General features: G+C 45.7%; 13 protein-coding genes. 7 read left to right on the top strand and 6 right to left on the bottom strand.

The features are described 5' to 3' along the window. Positions 1-93 precede the first annotated feature (93 nt). The 4 genes from BLV50_RS32470 to BLV50_RS12900 all read left to right on the top strand — a co-directional run bounded on the left by BLV50_RS32470 (position 94) and on the right by BLV50_RS12900 (position 3,373). Positions 94-345, top strand: coding sequence for a hypothetical protein (locus tag BLV50_RS32470; protein WP_143038119.1), 252 nt, complete (start codon positions 94-96; stop codon positions 343-345). A gap of 32 nt (positions 346-377) precedes the next feature. After that, positions 378-1,286, top strand: a complete 909-nt coding sequence (locus tag BLV50_RS12890; RefSeq protein WP_064640101.1) for an ABC transporter ATP-binding protein — start codon at positions 378-380, stop codon at positions 1,284-1,286. Next, positions 1,279-2,073 (top strand): ABC transporter permease, encoded by a 795-nt coding sequence (locus BLV50_RS12895; RefSeq protein WP_090808086.1) that lies wholly within the window; start codon positions 1,279-1,281, stop codon positions 2,071-2,073. Before BLV50_RS12890 ends, BLV50_RS12895 begins: the two co-directional genes overlap by 8 nt. Before the next feature lie 202 nt (positions 2,074-2,275). Beyond that, complete coding sequence (locus BLV50_RS12900; RefSeq protein WP_063564495.1) at positions 2,276-3,373, top strand: AI-2E family transporter; 1,098 nt, start codon at positions 2,276-2,278, stop codon at positions 3,371-3,373. A gap of 349 nt (positions 3,374-3,722) precedes the next feature. On the opposite strand, the gene BLV50_RS12905 is transcribed toward BLV50_RS12900, so the two are convergent. Beyond that, entirely contained in the window at positions 3,723-5,066 is a 1,344-nt protein-coding gene (locus BLV50_RS12905) for a hemolysin family protein (RefSeq protein WP_063564494.1), read from the bottom strand. 376 nt (positions 5,067-5,442) lie between these two features. On the opposite strand from BLV50_RS12905, the gene cls reads away from it, so the two are divergent. Continuing rightward, complete coding sequence (gene cls / locus BLV50_RS12910; protein WP_064640097.1) at positions 5,443-6,882, top strand: cardiolipin synthase; 1,440 nt, start codon at positions 5,443-5,445, stop codon at positions 6,880-6,882. Between the two features lie 347 nt (positions 6,883-7,229). Continuing rightward, positions 7,230-8,138, top strand: a complete 909-nt coding sequence (locus tag BLV50_RS12915; RefSeq protein ID WP_053783466.1) for a YitT family protein — start codon at positions 7,230-7,232, stop codon at positions 8,136-8,138. Positions 8,139-8,197: 59 nt separating this feature from the next. On the opposite strand, the gene ligD is transcribed toward BLV50_RS12915, so the two are convergent. The 5 genes from ligD to BLV50_RS12940 all read right to left on the bottom strand — a co-directional run bounded on the left by ligD (position 8,198) and on the right by BLV50_RS12940 (position 13,606). Next, positions 8,198-9,088 (bottom strand): non-homologous end-joining DNA ligase, encoded by an 891-nt coding sequence (ligD, locus tag BLV50_RS12920; protein ID WP_063564492.1) that lies wholly within the window; start codon positions 9,086-9,088, stop codon positions 8,198-8,200. A gap of 79 nt (positions 9,089-9,167) precedes the next feature. After that, positions 9,168-10,133 (bottom strand): ATP-dependent DNA ligase, encoded by a 966-nt coding sequence (locus tag BLV50_RS12925; RefSeq protein ID WP_090808089.1) that lies wholly within the window; start codon positions 10,131-10,133, stop codon positions 9,168-9,170. A gap of 68 nt (positions 10,134-10,201) precedes the next feature. Then, positions 10,202-11,299: a GerAB/ArcD/ProY family transporter gene (locus BLV50_RS12930; protein ID WP_063564490.1), complete on the bottom strand. Its 1,098-nt coding sequence runs from the start codon at positions 11,297-11,299 to the stop codon at positions 10,202-10,204. A 218-nt stretch (positions 11,300-11,517) separates the two neighbouring features. Continuing rightward, the gene (locus BLV50_RS12935) at positions 11,518-12,387 is read right to left on the bottom strand and encodes a VOC family protein (RefSeq protein WP_090808093.1); all 870 of its coding nucleotides are present in this window, start codon (positions 12,385-12,387) and stop codon (positions 11,518-11,520) included. A 307-nt stretch (positions 12,388-12,694) separates the two neighbouring features. After that, the gene (locus BLV50_RS12940) at positions 12,695-13,606 is read right to left on the bottom strand and encodes a non-homologous end joining protein Ku (RefSeq protein ID WP_063564488.1); all 912 of its coding nucleotides are present in this window, start codon (positions 13,604-13,606) and stop codon (positions 12,695-12,697) included. 197 nt (positions 13,607-13,803) lie between these two features. On the opposite strand from BLV50_RS12940, the gene BLV50_RS12945 reads away from it, so the two are divergent. Beyond that, positions 13,804-14,100: a hypothetical protein gene (locus BLV50_RS12945; protein WP_063564487.1), complete on the top strand. Its 297-nt coding sequence runs from the start codon at positions 13,804-13,806 to the stop codon at positions 14,098-14,100. Position 14,101 lies beyond the last annotated feature (1 nt).

Consider the following 14,101-nt stretch of genomic DNA (forward strand, 5'->3'; position numbering starts at 1 on the left):
AAATTACGAGTTAGATACAAAATGTATCAAAATTCAGCGTCTAACGACAAATAACAGGGACTTCAATGCTCCTTGTGAGGGGAAGGAATATCATTGATTGAAACGGACCGCTTTTACTGTGTCAGTTGTGGGATGATTGTGTCGGTCGCTAGGGGCTCTGTCGAACTAAAGGAAGAGGACTGTGGAGGCAATCACGTATTTCGCACCGGATTTTATCGGAGTGAGATGCCGCTTGGATGCTGTGAAGCGTGTGTAGTTCATATGAAACGTCAGGGTAAATCCCAGTTTGCGGGACAATATACTAAAGATTATGATACACTATCTTCATATGAGAAGCGGGCATGATGTGAATGCCCGTTGATGAAGGAGGAAATGGAATGCAGCAGGAGCCGGTCGTCCGTCTTCAGGGCGTCAGTAAAATCATCTCCTCCCGATCATTGGTCAGTGACCTGACTCTGGATATTTCTCCGGGGCAGGTTTTTGGTTTTTTAGGACCCAATGGGGCGGGGAAAACAACAACGATTCGAATGATGGTAGGGCTGATGTCCATCAGTCAAGGAGATATCATCATCTCGGGACACAGTGTAAAGAATGAATTTGAACAGGCCATCGCTCAGGTGGGGGCTATTGTCGAGAATCCAGAAATGTACAAGTTTCTGACCGGATATCAAAATCTCGTTCACTTTGCCCGGATGTCACCTGGTATTACGAAAGAACGCATTGCCGAGACGATTGAACGTGTTGGGCTTACAGCACGCATTCATGACAAGGTAAAGACCTATTCTCTGGGTATGCGCCAGCGTTTGGGCGTGGCCCAAGCCATATTACATAAACCAAAGTTGTTGGTATTGGATGAACCCACCAATGGGCTCGATCCACAGGGAATACGGGAACTTAGGGATTATTTGCGTCAGCTCTGTCAGGAGGAAGGGATCACCGTCTTTGTATCCAGCCACTTGTTGTCGGAGATGGAATTGATGTGTGATACCGTTGCGATTATCCAAAATGGCAAATTGATTGATGTGAGAAATCTCAGAGCTGAGGCGGGAGCAGACGTACTTACTGAAGTTGCTTTTGAGGTAAATGATGCTCCACGTGCAGCCGAACTAATTAGCGAAGCTACAGTTCAGGGCAATGCCATTGTGATTCGTTTATCCCGTGAGCAGATTCCGGACTTGAATGCGAGGCTGGTCAGTGAAGGGTTCCAGGTATACGGTATCCGTAGCGTAACCCATACGCTGGAAGATCAATTTTTGCAGGTGACTGGGGGCGGAAGCATTGGGTAATTTCGGCAATCTCATTATGAATGAAAACATGAAAATTTTCCGTCGTCCGCGTACTTGGATTATGTTATCTATTCTGGCATTAATTTCGCTGTTGATGCCGGTTCTGCTCAATGAAGGCATGGGGTCCAGTGAAGTTCCATACTGGCAAGCAGCTATTACTACCGTTCAGGTCGTCTTTTTCCTGAATACTATCTTCTGTGTCGTCATTGCAGCCGAAGCGGTGGCCGGAGAGTTCACTTGGGGAACCATTAAACTACTGTTGATTCGTCCGTGGTCACGCAGCAAAATACTGGCATCCAAATATTTGTCCGTGATTGGATTCAGTATTCTGAGTACGTTACTTGTTGTTATTATGGCAACCGTAATGTCGTATATGCTGTTCTCCCATTCCGTAACTCCGGATGGAAGCGGTGCTTCTGCATCACGCGCATTTGCACTATGGGGATATCTGTACGTGGACTTGTTTATTACGCTCGCTATTGCCTTTATGGTCTCCTCCGTGTTTCGTTCGGGAGCTCTGGCCATCGGTTTGTCTCTATTTATCATGTTTACACAGAATTTGTTCTCATTGATCTTCAATCCCGTTCGTTATGAATGGGCCAAGTATGTTCTGTTCAATAACATGGATCTCAGTCGGTATATGGATCCAGTGACGGACTTTAGTATGCTTGACGGTGGGAATACAGGCATGACACTTGGCTTTTCTGTTGCTGTGCTAGCTGTATATTATGTTGTTTTCATGTTGATCTCATGGGTTGTATTCAACAAAAGAGATGTGGCAGGCTAATCGCCTGCTTCTTTTTTTTACCCAATTTCTCCTTCAGGATGGAAAAGAGAGTATATTCAGCATTCGCTGTGGCATGACTAGCATTTAAGGGTACATATAATCATACATAAGAATACGGCTTGGAATGGAACACGCTGTCCAAGCTGTATTAAGTTGCATGACATACATATTATCGCCGCAGTCGTATTTGGCAGAGCAGCGTATGGAGGGATCACGTTTCTTGATAAACAACAAGTTTTACCGTATATGCACAGCAATTATTTTGCTGCTGCTCATCGTGTATTTGGGGGATAAAGTCAACTTTATTTTCAGCCCCCTGACCTCGCTGATTCACATCATCATTATTCCGCTGCTGATTGCTGGTTTCTTCTATTATCTGCTGCGTCCGCTCGTCGACTATATGGAACGGCACAAAATGAAACGTGCACTGTCAGTCCTTATTATTTACGTGGTGATTGCGCTGATTATGGCAGGATTCAGTGTGCTTGTATGGCCTTCACTGCGTGAACAACTGTTGAATTTTGTGGAGAATGCCCCGGTACTGGTTACATCGCTCAGTGATCAGTTGGCTGAATTCGAAAAGAGTGGTTTCCTTTCAAAATATATACCTGAGGATTCCGATCTGTTCTCACGCTTCTCCGATTTTCTAAGTCAAGGAATTGCCCAGGTAACGGATTATGTATCCGGATTGTTTTCTGTCGTATCTAATCTGGTCATCATTCTGGCGACGTTCCCGATCATGCTGTATTACATGCTCAAGGAAGGCAGCAAATTTGGAACTAATCTTACACTGTTGCTCCCGAGACGTTACCGTAAAGATGGAGAAGAGACGGTACATGAAATCGATGAAGCTTTGAGCAGCTACATTGTAGGTCGTGTCATTGTCAATGTAGCCTTGGGCATCCTGATGTATATTGGTTTTCTCTTTCTCGGTTTGCCATATGCATTACTCCTGACGGCCGTATCCATTATCCTGAACTTCATTCCTTATGTAGGGGCTTTGCTGGCAGCCATTCCTGTCGTCATTGTGGGGTTCATTGAATCACCTTCAATGGCGATCTGGTCGCTTGTCATCATTGTTATCGCTCAGCAAATTCAGGATAATCTGATCTCTCCTTATGTCTATGGCAAACAGTTGGACATTCATCCGTTGACTACCGTCATCTTACTGCTTGTAGGTGCAGACCTGGGGAACATTCTTGGGATGATTATCGTTATTCCGTTATATATGATCATCAAAATTATTTTCCGGAAGATTCAGAATCGAATCGTCGAAGACAAGGCAGATCCAGCCAATTAATTCAACTAAGGTGCTAACAACTCTAGGCACCTTATCGTGTGAATTAGCATGAGTGGCCAAGTCTAACGAACTTCAGGGTCTCTTTTACGCCGGAAAAATGCGAAAGGACCAGCAGATCAAGGCATTAGAGTGTCTGCGATTCGTTAAACTGTTGTAACAGTGAAAATAGGGCCAATAGAACGTGCTCGATTCGTTAGATATTCGCCGCGAGAGCGAACTATGCTAAACAGCAAGTATCGCTAACCGCGACTCATCCCAATACGCCTGCCATATGAAAAAGGTGGTATCCATCATCTTCACGACGATGGACACCACCTTTTAGTGTATCTATATTGAAGAAGCGAGTTTATTAATTCGTCTCGTCTTCATCGGTGTAGTCGGACATGGTCAGTGGTTCCTTAGGAACAACGGCGACTTTGTAGAAGCGATTTTTGTCTTTTTCCAGCAACACGAAGGTGAGATTCTCGAACTCATATTCTTCCTGTTCATTCATCTCTGGACGATGGCTATAAAGCCATCCGCCAATAGTATCCCATTCGTCAGCATCCAGGTTTGACGTGAACATATCGTTTACTTTGGACAAGGACACCTTGCCATCCATAATGACATAGTTTTCATTGATAACCTGAATATCCTCCACTTCGTCTGCGTCGAACTCATCCCGAATTTCTCCGACAATCTGTTCAAGCACATCCTCAATCGTTACAATCCCGGACGTACCTCCATACTCATCGACCAGCACGGCAATATGCACGCCATCCTTCTGCATTTTCTTGAGCAGGTCCTTGACCGGAGTCGTTTCGTGAACAGCCGATACCGGCTGAATGAGGGAAGACAGATCGACAGGTTCTTCGTTCCCGTACAACTCCAGGAAAAATTGTTTGGTATTAATGATACCGATAATATCGTCTTTGCTCTCATTTACTACTGGAAAACGGGTGTATTGTTCTTGACGGATAATATCCAGGTTTTCCTCGTTCGATCTATTGACATAAAGGCAGACCATATCAGTCCGGGGTACCATGATTTCTTTGGCAAGCATCTCATCAAAAGCAAAAATTCGGCTTACATATCCGAACTCGGCTTGGTTGATTTTGCCGCTCTCAAAGCTTTCATTAATGATAAACTGTAATTCTTCTTCGGAGTGCGCATCTTCATGCTCCGATGCAGGTTTGATTCCAAACAACTTGACCAGTTGATTCGCTGAGCTGTTTAACAGCCAGATAAAAGGATACATAATTCGGTTAAACCAGATGATAGGTGTAGACGTCAGCAGAGCAACGGCTTCGGCTTTACGGATTGCAATCGTTTTAGGTGCAAGTTCGCCAACTACCACATGCAAATACGTGATGGCAACAAACGCAATAACAAACGATAAGAATGAAGAAACTGCCTCAGGCATGTTCATGCTTTCGAACACAGGGTGGAGAATTTTCTCTACCGTGGGTTCTCCCAGCCAGCCCAGTCCCAGAGATGTAATCGTGATACCCAACTGACAGGCGGACAAATATCCGTCCAGGTTGGCAACGGCTTGTTTAACAGCCAAGGCACGCTTGTTTCCTTCTGCAATCATTTGGTCAATCCGGCTCGGACGAATCCGTACCAAAGCGAACTCCACTGCAACAAAAAACGCCGAAAGTCCTATCAAAAATGCAACCAATACTAAATTTAACGCATACCTCTCACTTTCCATTAACTAGTCTTCTCCTTTAAGTAATAAGTTTTTAACGAATATTATATCTAATTTTACGTAAGAAGACCACCTTCCAATCAAGAAAAGAGGAAGAGTCTGGAAGGCAGAGTATGCGAAATGGCGATGGAGTGCTGATCCGCAGACTGGAATGAATCATATGTAGAGGGGAACACAGTCAGAATATACAACGCCAAAGCATGGCAAGAACTGGCTGAGCACTGTTACAGATGCGCTGTGTATGTAAAATTTTATCTAAGCAAACGTTACGAACAGTGCATACATTGGGTATCTAATGATTAGCTAAAGGCTTTATCGTCAAAGCTTGTACAGTGAGAGAGAACGGCAAGGTTATCCCTTGCCATGAGGAGGAAGCCGAATGTTTTGGCTGGTCATTATATTGCTCGTATTTACTTTTCAGGCAGCCACCATTCTGTTGCTGGAATTCCGTAATCCGGCGAAAGCTGTGGCATGGCTTTTTATTTTATTCTGTGTACCCTTGATCGGCTTTGTTGTGTATTATTTTGTCGCCCAGGACTACAGCAAACGAAAGAAGGTCCGTAAGGGCGGTTCGCGAATCTTTCGGGAAATACGGGAAACGATCTGGGAGCAGGCTCATATTGTCGAGCATGCCGATCAGATGTCTGGTAGCCGATACAATCATCAGCATCGTTTGTTCAACCTGCTGTCACACCTGTCTGAGAGCCCAATTACAGGTTGCAATCGGAGTCAAGTACTGACGAATGGTGAGGAGACATTTGAAGCCATGTTGAGGGCCATGGAACAGGCAGAGCACCATCTGCATGTTGAATTTTATATTTTTCGGGATGATGTCATCAGTACAAAGTTTCAGGACGTGATGATTCGCAAGGCGAAAGAAGGCGTCAAAGTGCGTTTGATCTGCGATGGACTCGGCAGTCACAAGATGAGCTGGAGCTTTATCCGCAAGTTTCAGGACGCAGGCGTGGAGTTTCATTATTTTCTGCCGCCGCTCATTGCAACGATTGACCGAAGGGTGAATTACCGGAATCACCGTAAAATTGTTGTGGTGGATGGAAGGATTGGATTTGTGGGTGGAATTAATATAGGTGATGATTATCTCGGACAATATCCGGAGGTTGGATTCTGGCGCGATACCCATGTACAGATTGAAGGAGATGCCGTATATTTCCTGCAAAATACGTTCTTGAACGACTGGAAACTTGCTTCCGGCGAGCAGATTACAGAGCCTCAACTGACAGAGCTGTTCCCTCCACATATTTGCAGCGGGGAAGAGCGGATTCAGATTCTGGCCAGCGGGCCGGATCAGGACTGGGATGCCATTCAAGAAATGTGCTTTGGGGCGATTTCCGTGGCATGCGAACGCATATACATCACAACACCCTATTTCATTCCGGACCCCGCATTGTATGAAGCGATTAAGACGGCTGCCGTGAGTGGGGTAGATGTGAAAATCATCATTCCGTATCAATCGGATTCCCGGCTTGTGCACTTGGCCTCATTGTCCTATGTCGAAGAACTGTTGCGTGCGGGAGTTAAATTCTATCAATATCGCAAAGGTTTTGTGCATGCCAAGGTCCTGATTGTGGATGATTTGCTTGCGACGGTAGGCACAGCCAATATGGATATGCGGAGCTTTTTCTGCAATTTCGAGTTGACCGCTGTGTTATTCGAAAAATCATCCATGGAACGGCTGACCGAGGATTTTGAACGTGATTTGGATGAATGCAGCCAGATTGACGTGAAGGTGTTTCAGCAGCGTTCACGGTGGCAAAAAGGGGCAGAAATGCTTTCTCGCATGCTTTCTCCGCTGCTTTAGCCGTTATAGGGCGGATTTCTCAAGATAAGTTCACTTTTTGTGAATTTATCTTCTTTTTGCTAACTATTTTGCTCAAATTTGATCTTTTATGATATAATGTTTATATAAATTATGTCTTGGCGAAGGAGGGGAGTCTGCGGGAAAACAGGCTCCCTTTTGCTCTCTTTTGGAAGTGTCAACCGGAATTAAGACATACTTGAATACATTTCATATAGCCTTTAGGTGCTTTTATAACGGGGTGCATATAGCGTTGGGACGGCGTTGTTCCTCTGTATGTAGGGTTCCTCTGGGGTACTTAAATGATTTATGAAATGGATTCACATCTTGATCAAAACGGGGGGGATACCATGTCCAATGTATCGGTTAAAGAACTAACATCCAAGCCGGACCGCAATGTGAAGAGTTCGGTGTTTTCACTGAAGCTTCTGCAGCGCATCGTGATGATTCTGGTCGGTGCTGCACTGATGGCTGTGTCACTCGAAGTATTTCTCGTGCCGAATGGCGTTATTGATGGGGGAATAACAGGGATCTCGATTATGGTGTCAGAGCTTACACATCTGCCACTCGGAATTTTCCTGACCTTGCTGAACTTGCCTTTCCTGATTCTGGGGTATAAACAAATTGGTAAAACGTTTGCGCTATCTACACTGCTCGGGATCGTCGTAATGTCCATTGGAACGTCATTGTTACACCACGTTCCTGCACTGACGCCAGGTGAACCACTGCTTGGAGCTGTATTTGGTGGATTGATCTTGGGGGTTGGTGTTGGTCTCGTCATTCGTTCTGGCGGTTCACTGGATGGTACGGAGATTGTAGCCATACTGTTGAGTGAGAAATCACCATTGTCTGTAGGTCAGATCGTATTGTTCATTAACGTATTTATTTTTGCAGGTGCAGGTTTTGTGTTTGGCTGGCCAAACGCCCTGTATTCCATGATTGCTTATTATATTGCAATGAAGATGATTGATATTGTGAATGAAGGATTGGATCAATCCAAATCGGTATGGATTATCAGCGAGAAGTATCGTGATATTGGTTCAGCCTTAACCGACCGTCTGGGTCGTGGCGTCACTTTCCTGGATGGAGAGGGTGGCTTCAGCGGAGACGAGAAGAAAATTATCTTTGTGGTTATTACTCGTTTGGAAGAAGCTAAACTGAAGTCCATTGTTGAAGATTGGGACCCACATGCCTTTGTGGCGATTGGTAACATTCACGATGTGAAGGGCGGACGTTTCAAGAAAAAAGGTATACATTAGCGAATCTCATCGCGCGTAAACGAAAAGATAGCCGGTACCCTTGGTTTGAGGGTGACCGGCTATTTTTGTTTTAAATGCTGGATGATCAGTTCAACAGGCTGGGGTTCGACAGCTGCGATCAGATCCCCGGTCTTCGTCAGGCGTTCCACGATGTTCATCAAGTGGTAATCCTTGATCGAAACGTTGTTCCGCACTTCATCCCATGTGAGTGGAGTAGACACAGTGCCACCTGGCTTGGCGCGGGGAGTGTAAGGAGCTGCCAGCGTTTTGCCACCATAATGCTGGAGGTAATCAAAATAAATGCGATCCCCCCGGTCTTTTTTTAGTCGTTCCAGTGTAAATAGATCCGGATGTTTTTGAGTGACGTATTTGCCTACAAAATAACCGATGTCTCTTAATTCATCGAAGGTTACACCTTGGCGAATCGGAACAATAATCTGTACACCTGTGGCACCGGATGTTTTCGGTACCGATCTCAAACCAAGTGAAGTTAGCGTTTCCCCTACGATTAAGGCCGCCTGCATAATGCGAGGTTCTTCTTCCTGCGAAGGATCGAGATCAATCATCCACTCGCAAGGCAGATGGTTGCCTACGGCATGCAAGGAAGGATGAAACTCCAGAGCGGCCAGATTGCCAAGCCATAACAGATCAGGGAGGTCGTTCATCACCACATATCGTATCCCGTCATGCATCTCGGTTCGCACAAACTCCGGAACTGGCTCTGGGGCATTTTTCTGATAGAAAAACTCGCCGCCTGCACCATGCGGATAACGTATCGTGGTGAGCAGCCGATTACGGGTGTAAGTAAGTAGGTAGGGAGCCAGTGCCGCCAACTTTTGCAAATAGATAGCCTTGGTTACACCTGCTTCGGGCCATAACAACTTGTCTGGATTAGTCACAGTAAGTTCCATTCCATTAATCGTTATGGTGCCCTTTATTGTATGGGCCATGAATAACACCTCCTCTGGGGAACAAGTATAATTTAAAAGGAAAGCCTTTTTACTTTTTCAGGTGGATGTAAAAATTAGTTTATCGTTCAGGGATAAGATGACTGATCTGGCTGATCTCACACTCATCTCGCTTTACCGAAGCAAAAGCCTGGATGCTTGGGTGACGTAGGGTAAGATGGTGGGTGAGTTCCATGAATTGCACTTTGACTCCGATCTGTGGTTCAACCCATGTCGTCTCCGCGCTTCTCTCAGGTATGTTATGGAATGGTCTATCCTTTCGGATGAGAGGCTGTACTTCTTCGGTTAGTTTACGCCAGGAGTCCGAGTTCAGTTTACCCGTGCCGACATGACCAATATAGACAAAGTTTGGCCCATCATATACACCAACTGCGATTGCATTGACGATACCACTGCGGTAGGTGACCCCGCCAATCATCGCATATAGATCGTGGAAAATCTTGACCTTCTGCCAGCGTTGATCCTTACCGTTGATTCCATAGGTACTGGAAAGGTCTTTACATACAATTCCCTCCATCTGGTGCTGTCTCATCACAGTGAGCAGGGCGTCCGGATCTGACGTGTTGGTCACCTCCTGAACATGGGGAGCAGGATTCAGAACTTGATGCAGCAGACGCTGACGTTTTGCAAGTGGTTGATCTGTGACCCATACCCCATCGCAGAAAAGAATATCAAATACCATATAAGTCACCGGAATCTGGTTTACAGCTTGGGCAATGCCATCCGGTCTGCTCATGCGATCTCGCCGCAACACGTGATAGAAGGACGGTTTTCCCGTATCCGGGTCAAGGGCAATAATCTCTCCATCCAAAATATAAGAAGGGGCGGAGCACAGATTGCGTGGCTGAACCAGCTCAGGATATTGCGCAGTTCGGTTGTGCAATCTGCGATTAATTAATTGAATTCCCTGTCCGTCCTCGTAAGCAAGCATGCGGACCCCATCCCATTTGATTTGGGCAATCCAGTTTTGCCCGCTAGGGATCACATCTCGGGATATAGGTTCAAAAGGAACCAGAGGATTGAACATGTGCCTAAAACTCCTTTCCTCTTTCAAATCTGTCTGGAGGTTGATGCCCTAAGTTGACTGTCGCAAGTTTAACTCTTCCGCAGCCGTACCCTTAGTTTGTGTACCATAATGAGCAGCAAAGGAATTGCAATGCCACAGGTCAGGTCCCAATCAATCCAATATGGAATAACAACCTTGAGATAGAAATTTTCGTTTGGAGCTAGAACAATGGACATGGCCAGAACCAACAGGGCACCAGGCAAAATGAGTGGACGATAGCTGGACAATTTGAAGAGATGAGTGATTCCAAGTACAAAGCTATAGAAAAACAGAATGCTTTTGAAAAAGACGGCGATAATCCAGACGGAAGCCATAAAGGCTTCGATCCGTTGCAAAGAGTTGCCTATGTTAATCTTCAGCGACAGATTAAATGCTGCGAACCAATGGTGCTGCGTCATAAATGGCCCCATGACCAGCAGACAGATCGTTAGCGTTAGGGTAAGCATCAATCCGCCTATAATGGCTGCCAGAAGGATATCCTTTTCCCAGTGTGCTTCCTTTTTGGCATAAGGAAAGAGCATAAGAAAGATACACAATTCACAATAAGGATAGGTAAGCACAGCGACAAAGCCTTTAAAGGGATTCAGAAATCCTTCTCCAAGAACAGGCTTGATGTTGTCCAGATGTGATTGCGGGAACAGACAGACGGTCAGAATGAGCAGAAATAGCACAATCAGGGGAAGAAATACCTCGGCGCTCCTGCCTATGGGTTCCAGACCAGATAAGAGCCCCCAGACAAGAGTGAAAACAAAGAGCAAATTCACAATGAAGAGCGGGGATTCGGGCAAGATCTGGGTCGTCATGAAATCCCCAATTTCTCGTATAAACGCGGAGGTACCCATTAGAAAATAGAATAGATAAAAACAGCTGATGAAGGCCCCGATCCAGGGCCCAAGAGTATGCAATGCATGTTGAATCAGATTCATCCGGGGCTGCAGTTTGTACACAACGAGCATAATGGACAGTATGCCTGCTCCTCCAGCAACGCCCAATAATGCGGACAACCATGCATCCTGATGCGCATATGAAGTGATCATCGAGGGGAAGACGATAATCTGTTCACCAATCGTGCATAAGAACATCAGCGAGCCCAGTTGTCTTACAGTTAAACGCCCCTTTTCAATCATGTGGGTTCTCCTTCGCATGTCGATCTAGATATTTGGTTAGGATACGCCAATTGCACCAATTTTATTAGGAAATGGATAAAGGCATATATCAACATAAAAAAAAGGTAGGCAAAAAAGCCCGGACAACTGAATTCCCTATATGGAGCGAGGGAATTTGTGTCCGGGCTAATCAGAGTACTCAATTTAATACACAATATTCACGTCACGGATTTCCCGTGTTAGCTCGTTGTGGTCAAACGAATGCGAATATTCTGTGGGTCTACAGTAAACCAGTCCTTACCTTGCTGTTCGATAGATGCGTTCGACTGACGCAGTTGCTCTACAGCTTGTTCCAATTGTTCTTTCTCGTCATAAACGATGGTGAAGTAGTCAATGCCTGTCGCATTGTCAGGATTTACAGGGGCGCCTGTACCAGCCCAAATGTTCAGCCCGATGTGATGGTGATAACCGCCTGCGGACACAAACAGGGCGGACATGTTGGCGAAGTTACCAACGATGTCGAAACCAAGGACTCCTGTATAAAAACGGCGCGATTCTTCCAGACCACGTACGTGGAAATGAACATGACCAATGACGGTTCCGGCGGGCAATCCCTGCCAAGGCTCGTTTGCGGCCAGAGCGAACAGGCTGTCTACATCAACAGGATCACTTGACATAATGTAGTTATTATCTGCATCTCGCTTCCAGGTGTCGCGGGCGCGGTCTGCATAGATTTCGATACCGTTCTGATCCGGATCTGAAATGTAGAATGCTTCACTGACCAGATGATCACCCTGACCAATTTCAATGCCGGATTCAGCCAGATTACGGAGGGCAAGGCCCAGCGATTTGCGGTCGGGCAGCAGGATGGCGAAGTGATATAAGCCTGAAGTGGAGCGAACAGGCATCGTCACGGCATTGGTCAACTGCTCAAGGCGTAGAAGCGAATGCTTTCCATCGGCAGTCATGGTAGCGACTTTTTCACTGCGTTCAAGCAGTTTCAGTCCGACCACCTCGGTATAAAATTGAATGGATCGCTCCAAATTGCTGATTCGCAGACTTACTTCACCCAGATGGGTTGTAGCAGGAATTTGATAAGTAGAAGTCATAAGGATTTCCTCCTGTAAACAAGTTTAGTTGGTTTGTTGCGGTTCGCTCATTGGCAATGGTATAGGGCTATTGTAATGTCATAGCTCATGTAGATATGAGACTCAACTGTACATTTATAAATAAGTTACTTTTCATTAGTTAATATAAAATATAAATCAACTTTCGTCAATTGTATTTTCGATTTTGGTGTAGTCATTTTTGGTTGAATATTACTTCTATTATGGAATACAAAACAAAAATCCGGCTTCATGGCCGGATCTCCAATGTTGATGTTGGTGACAAACGAATCTCTTTGTTGTTTGCCGCTTAAGCCTTGGGTTTAGGAGCAGCCTTCTTTCTTTTCGCAGGAGCAGGAGCCTCTTCTTCTCCTCCAGCCACTGCTTGGACCGAAGTTTTCTTAGGAGCACGTTTTTTGGGTTTGGCTGTGGTGGTTCCGGGATCGGTTGGAATGGGCTTCACAGCTTCAATACTTGCTTGCAATGCTGCCATAAGATCCATGACATTCGCTTCCGGCTTGGCAGGGGCAATTTTGATTTCTTCACCAGCTACTTTGTGATTGATCAGATCCAGCAGTTTGGCGCGGTAGTCGTCTGTATATTTACCAGGTTCAAAAGGAGTGGATAACTGATCGATCAGCAGTTTCGCCATCGTCAACTCCTTCTCGTTTACGTTCAGGACCTCGGGCAGGTTGGGAACCTGAGAGACGGGACGGATTTCGTCTGGATAGAAAATGGTTTCCATAGAGAGGCAATCGTCCAGTACACGGATCGCGGCCAAACTGCTTTTGGAGCGAATGGATATCTTGGCGATGCCAATCTTTCCTGTATCCCTCATGGCAGTCATTAATAGCTGGTAGGCGTTTCCTCCCGCTTGATCGGGGGAGAGGTAATACGTTTTTTGAAAATAAATCGGATCGATCTCCGTTAAATCTACGAAATCCAGAATGGTAATGGTTTTGCTGCTGGAATCATTTAACGCTTCAAGCTCGTCCTTTTCGAACAAGACGAATTTGCCTTTCTCATATTCATATCCTTTGGTGATCTCTTCCCATTGAACCTCAACTTCGCAGGAAGGACATTTACGTACATAAGCGAGTGGGCTGCCGCAGACTTTGTGAATGTAACGCATGGAGATGTCTTTGTCTTCGGTAGCCGAAAACATTTTGACAGGAACATGAACCAGACCAAAGCTAATTGCACCTTTCCAGACCGTATGCATGAACGGCTCCTTTCCGAGAACATTTTATGTATAGTATGGGCATTTCACAGGAGGGATAACCGTATTTCCCCGGAAGCGGTATGCTTCAGAAAGAGTGGGGGATGATAACAGAAACATCCTTAAGATCTGTGCTGTATGGCGCTGGTTTTGGAAGAGGATGATGTTAGTTATTAACTATCACGTCAGGAGGCACCCCTATGAAGAACAAACGAGACGAAGCTGAAGCTCACGCCCATACGTTCTCTCCGTATCCTCGTGCCGAGTCGGAAGGGTCTGAAGGTTTTCATACACCTGCAACAGCGGTTAACTGGGAGGCTATCACATCAGAAGAGCTGCCGCTTGACAGGGAGTCGTTCATGCTGGACATTGACCGGATGGTGAATGAGGGTCTGGGCGGTGGACAAGTCACGGAAGATAACGGTTATATCGGTGAAAGTACGACAGATAGCATGGTGCGGGAATCGCATGATGATCCGGAAGGGGAGTATGAATAAT

Source organism: Paenibacillus sp. 276b (genome assembly GCF_900107875.1).
GTDB classification, from domain to species: Bacteria; Bacillota; Bacilli; order Paenibacillales; family Paenibacillaceae; genus Paenibacillus; species Paenibacillus marchantiae.

What these genes read in the sequence shown, in the direction of transcription:
- BLV50_RS12890 (WP_064640101.1), top strand. Translation starts at nt 378, where the DNA reads ATGCAGCAGGAGCCGGTCGTCCGTCTTCAGGGCGTCAGTAAAATCATC.
- BLV50_RS12900 (WP_063564495.1), top strand. Translation starts at nt 2,276, where the DNA reads ATGGAGGGATCACGTTTCTTGATAAACAACAAGTTTTACCGTATATGC.
- BLV50_RS12905 (WP_063564494.1), bottom strand. Translation starts at nt 5,066, where the DNA reads ATGGAAAGTGAGAGGTATGCGTTAAATTTAGTATTGGTTGCATTTTTG.
- cls (WP_064640097.1), top strand. Translation starts at nt 5,443, where the DNA reads ATGTTTTGGCTGGTCATTATATTGCTCGTATTTACTTTTCAGGCAGCC.
- BLV50_RS12915 (WP_053783466.1), top strand. Translation starts at nt 7,230, where the DNA reads ATGTCCAATGTATCGGTTAAAGAACTAACATCCAAGCCGGACCGCAAT.
- ligD (WP_063564492.1), bottom strand. Translation starts at nt 9,088, where the DNA reads ATGGCCCATACAATAAAGGGCACCATAACGATTAATGGAATGGAACTT.
- BLV50_RS12925 (WP_090808089.1), bottom strand. Translation starts at nt 10,133, where the DNA reads ATGTTCAATCCTCTGGTTCCTTTTGAACCTATATCCCGAGATGTGATC.
- BLV50_RS12930 (WP_063564490.1), bottom strand. Translation starts at nt 11,299, where the DNA reads ATGATTGAAAAGGGGCGTTTAACTGTAAGACAACTGGGCTCGCTGATG.
- BLV50_RS12935 (WP_090808093.1), bottom strand. Translation starts at nt 12,387, where the DNA reads ATGACTTCTACTTATCAAATTCCTGCTACAACCCATCTGGGTGAAGTA.
- BLV50_RS12940 (WP_063564488.1), bottom strand. Translation starts at nt 13,606, where the DNA reads ATGCATACGGTCTGGAAAGGTGCAATTAGCTTTGGTCTGGTTCATGTT.
- BLV50_RS12945 (WP_063564487.1), top strand. Translation starts at nt 13,804, where the DNA reads ATGAAGAACAAACGAGACGAAGCTGAAGCTCACGCCCATACGTTCTCT.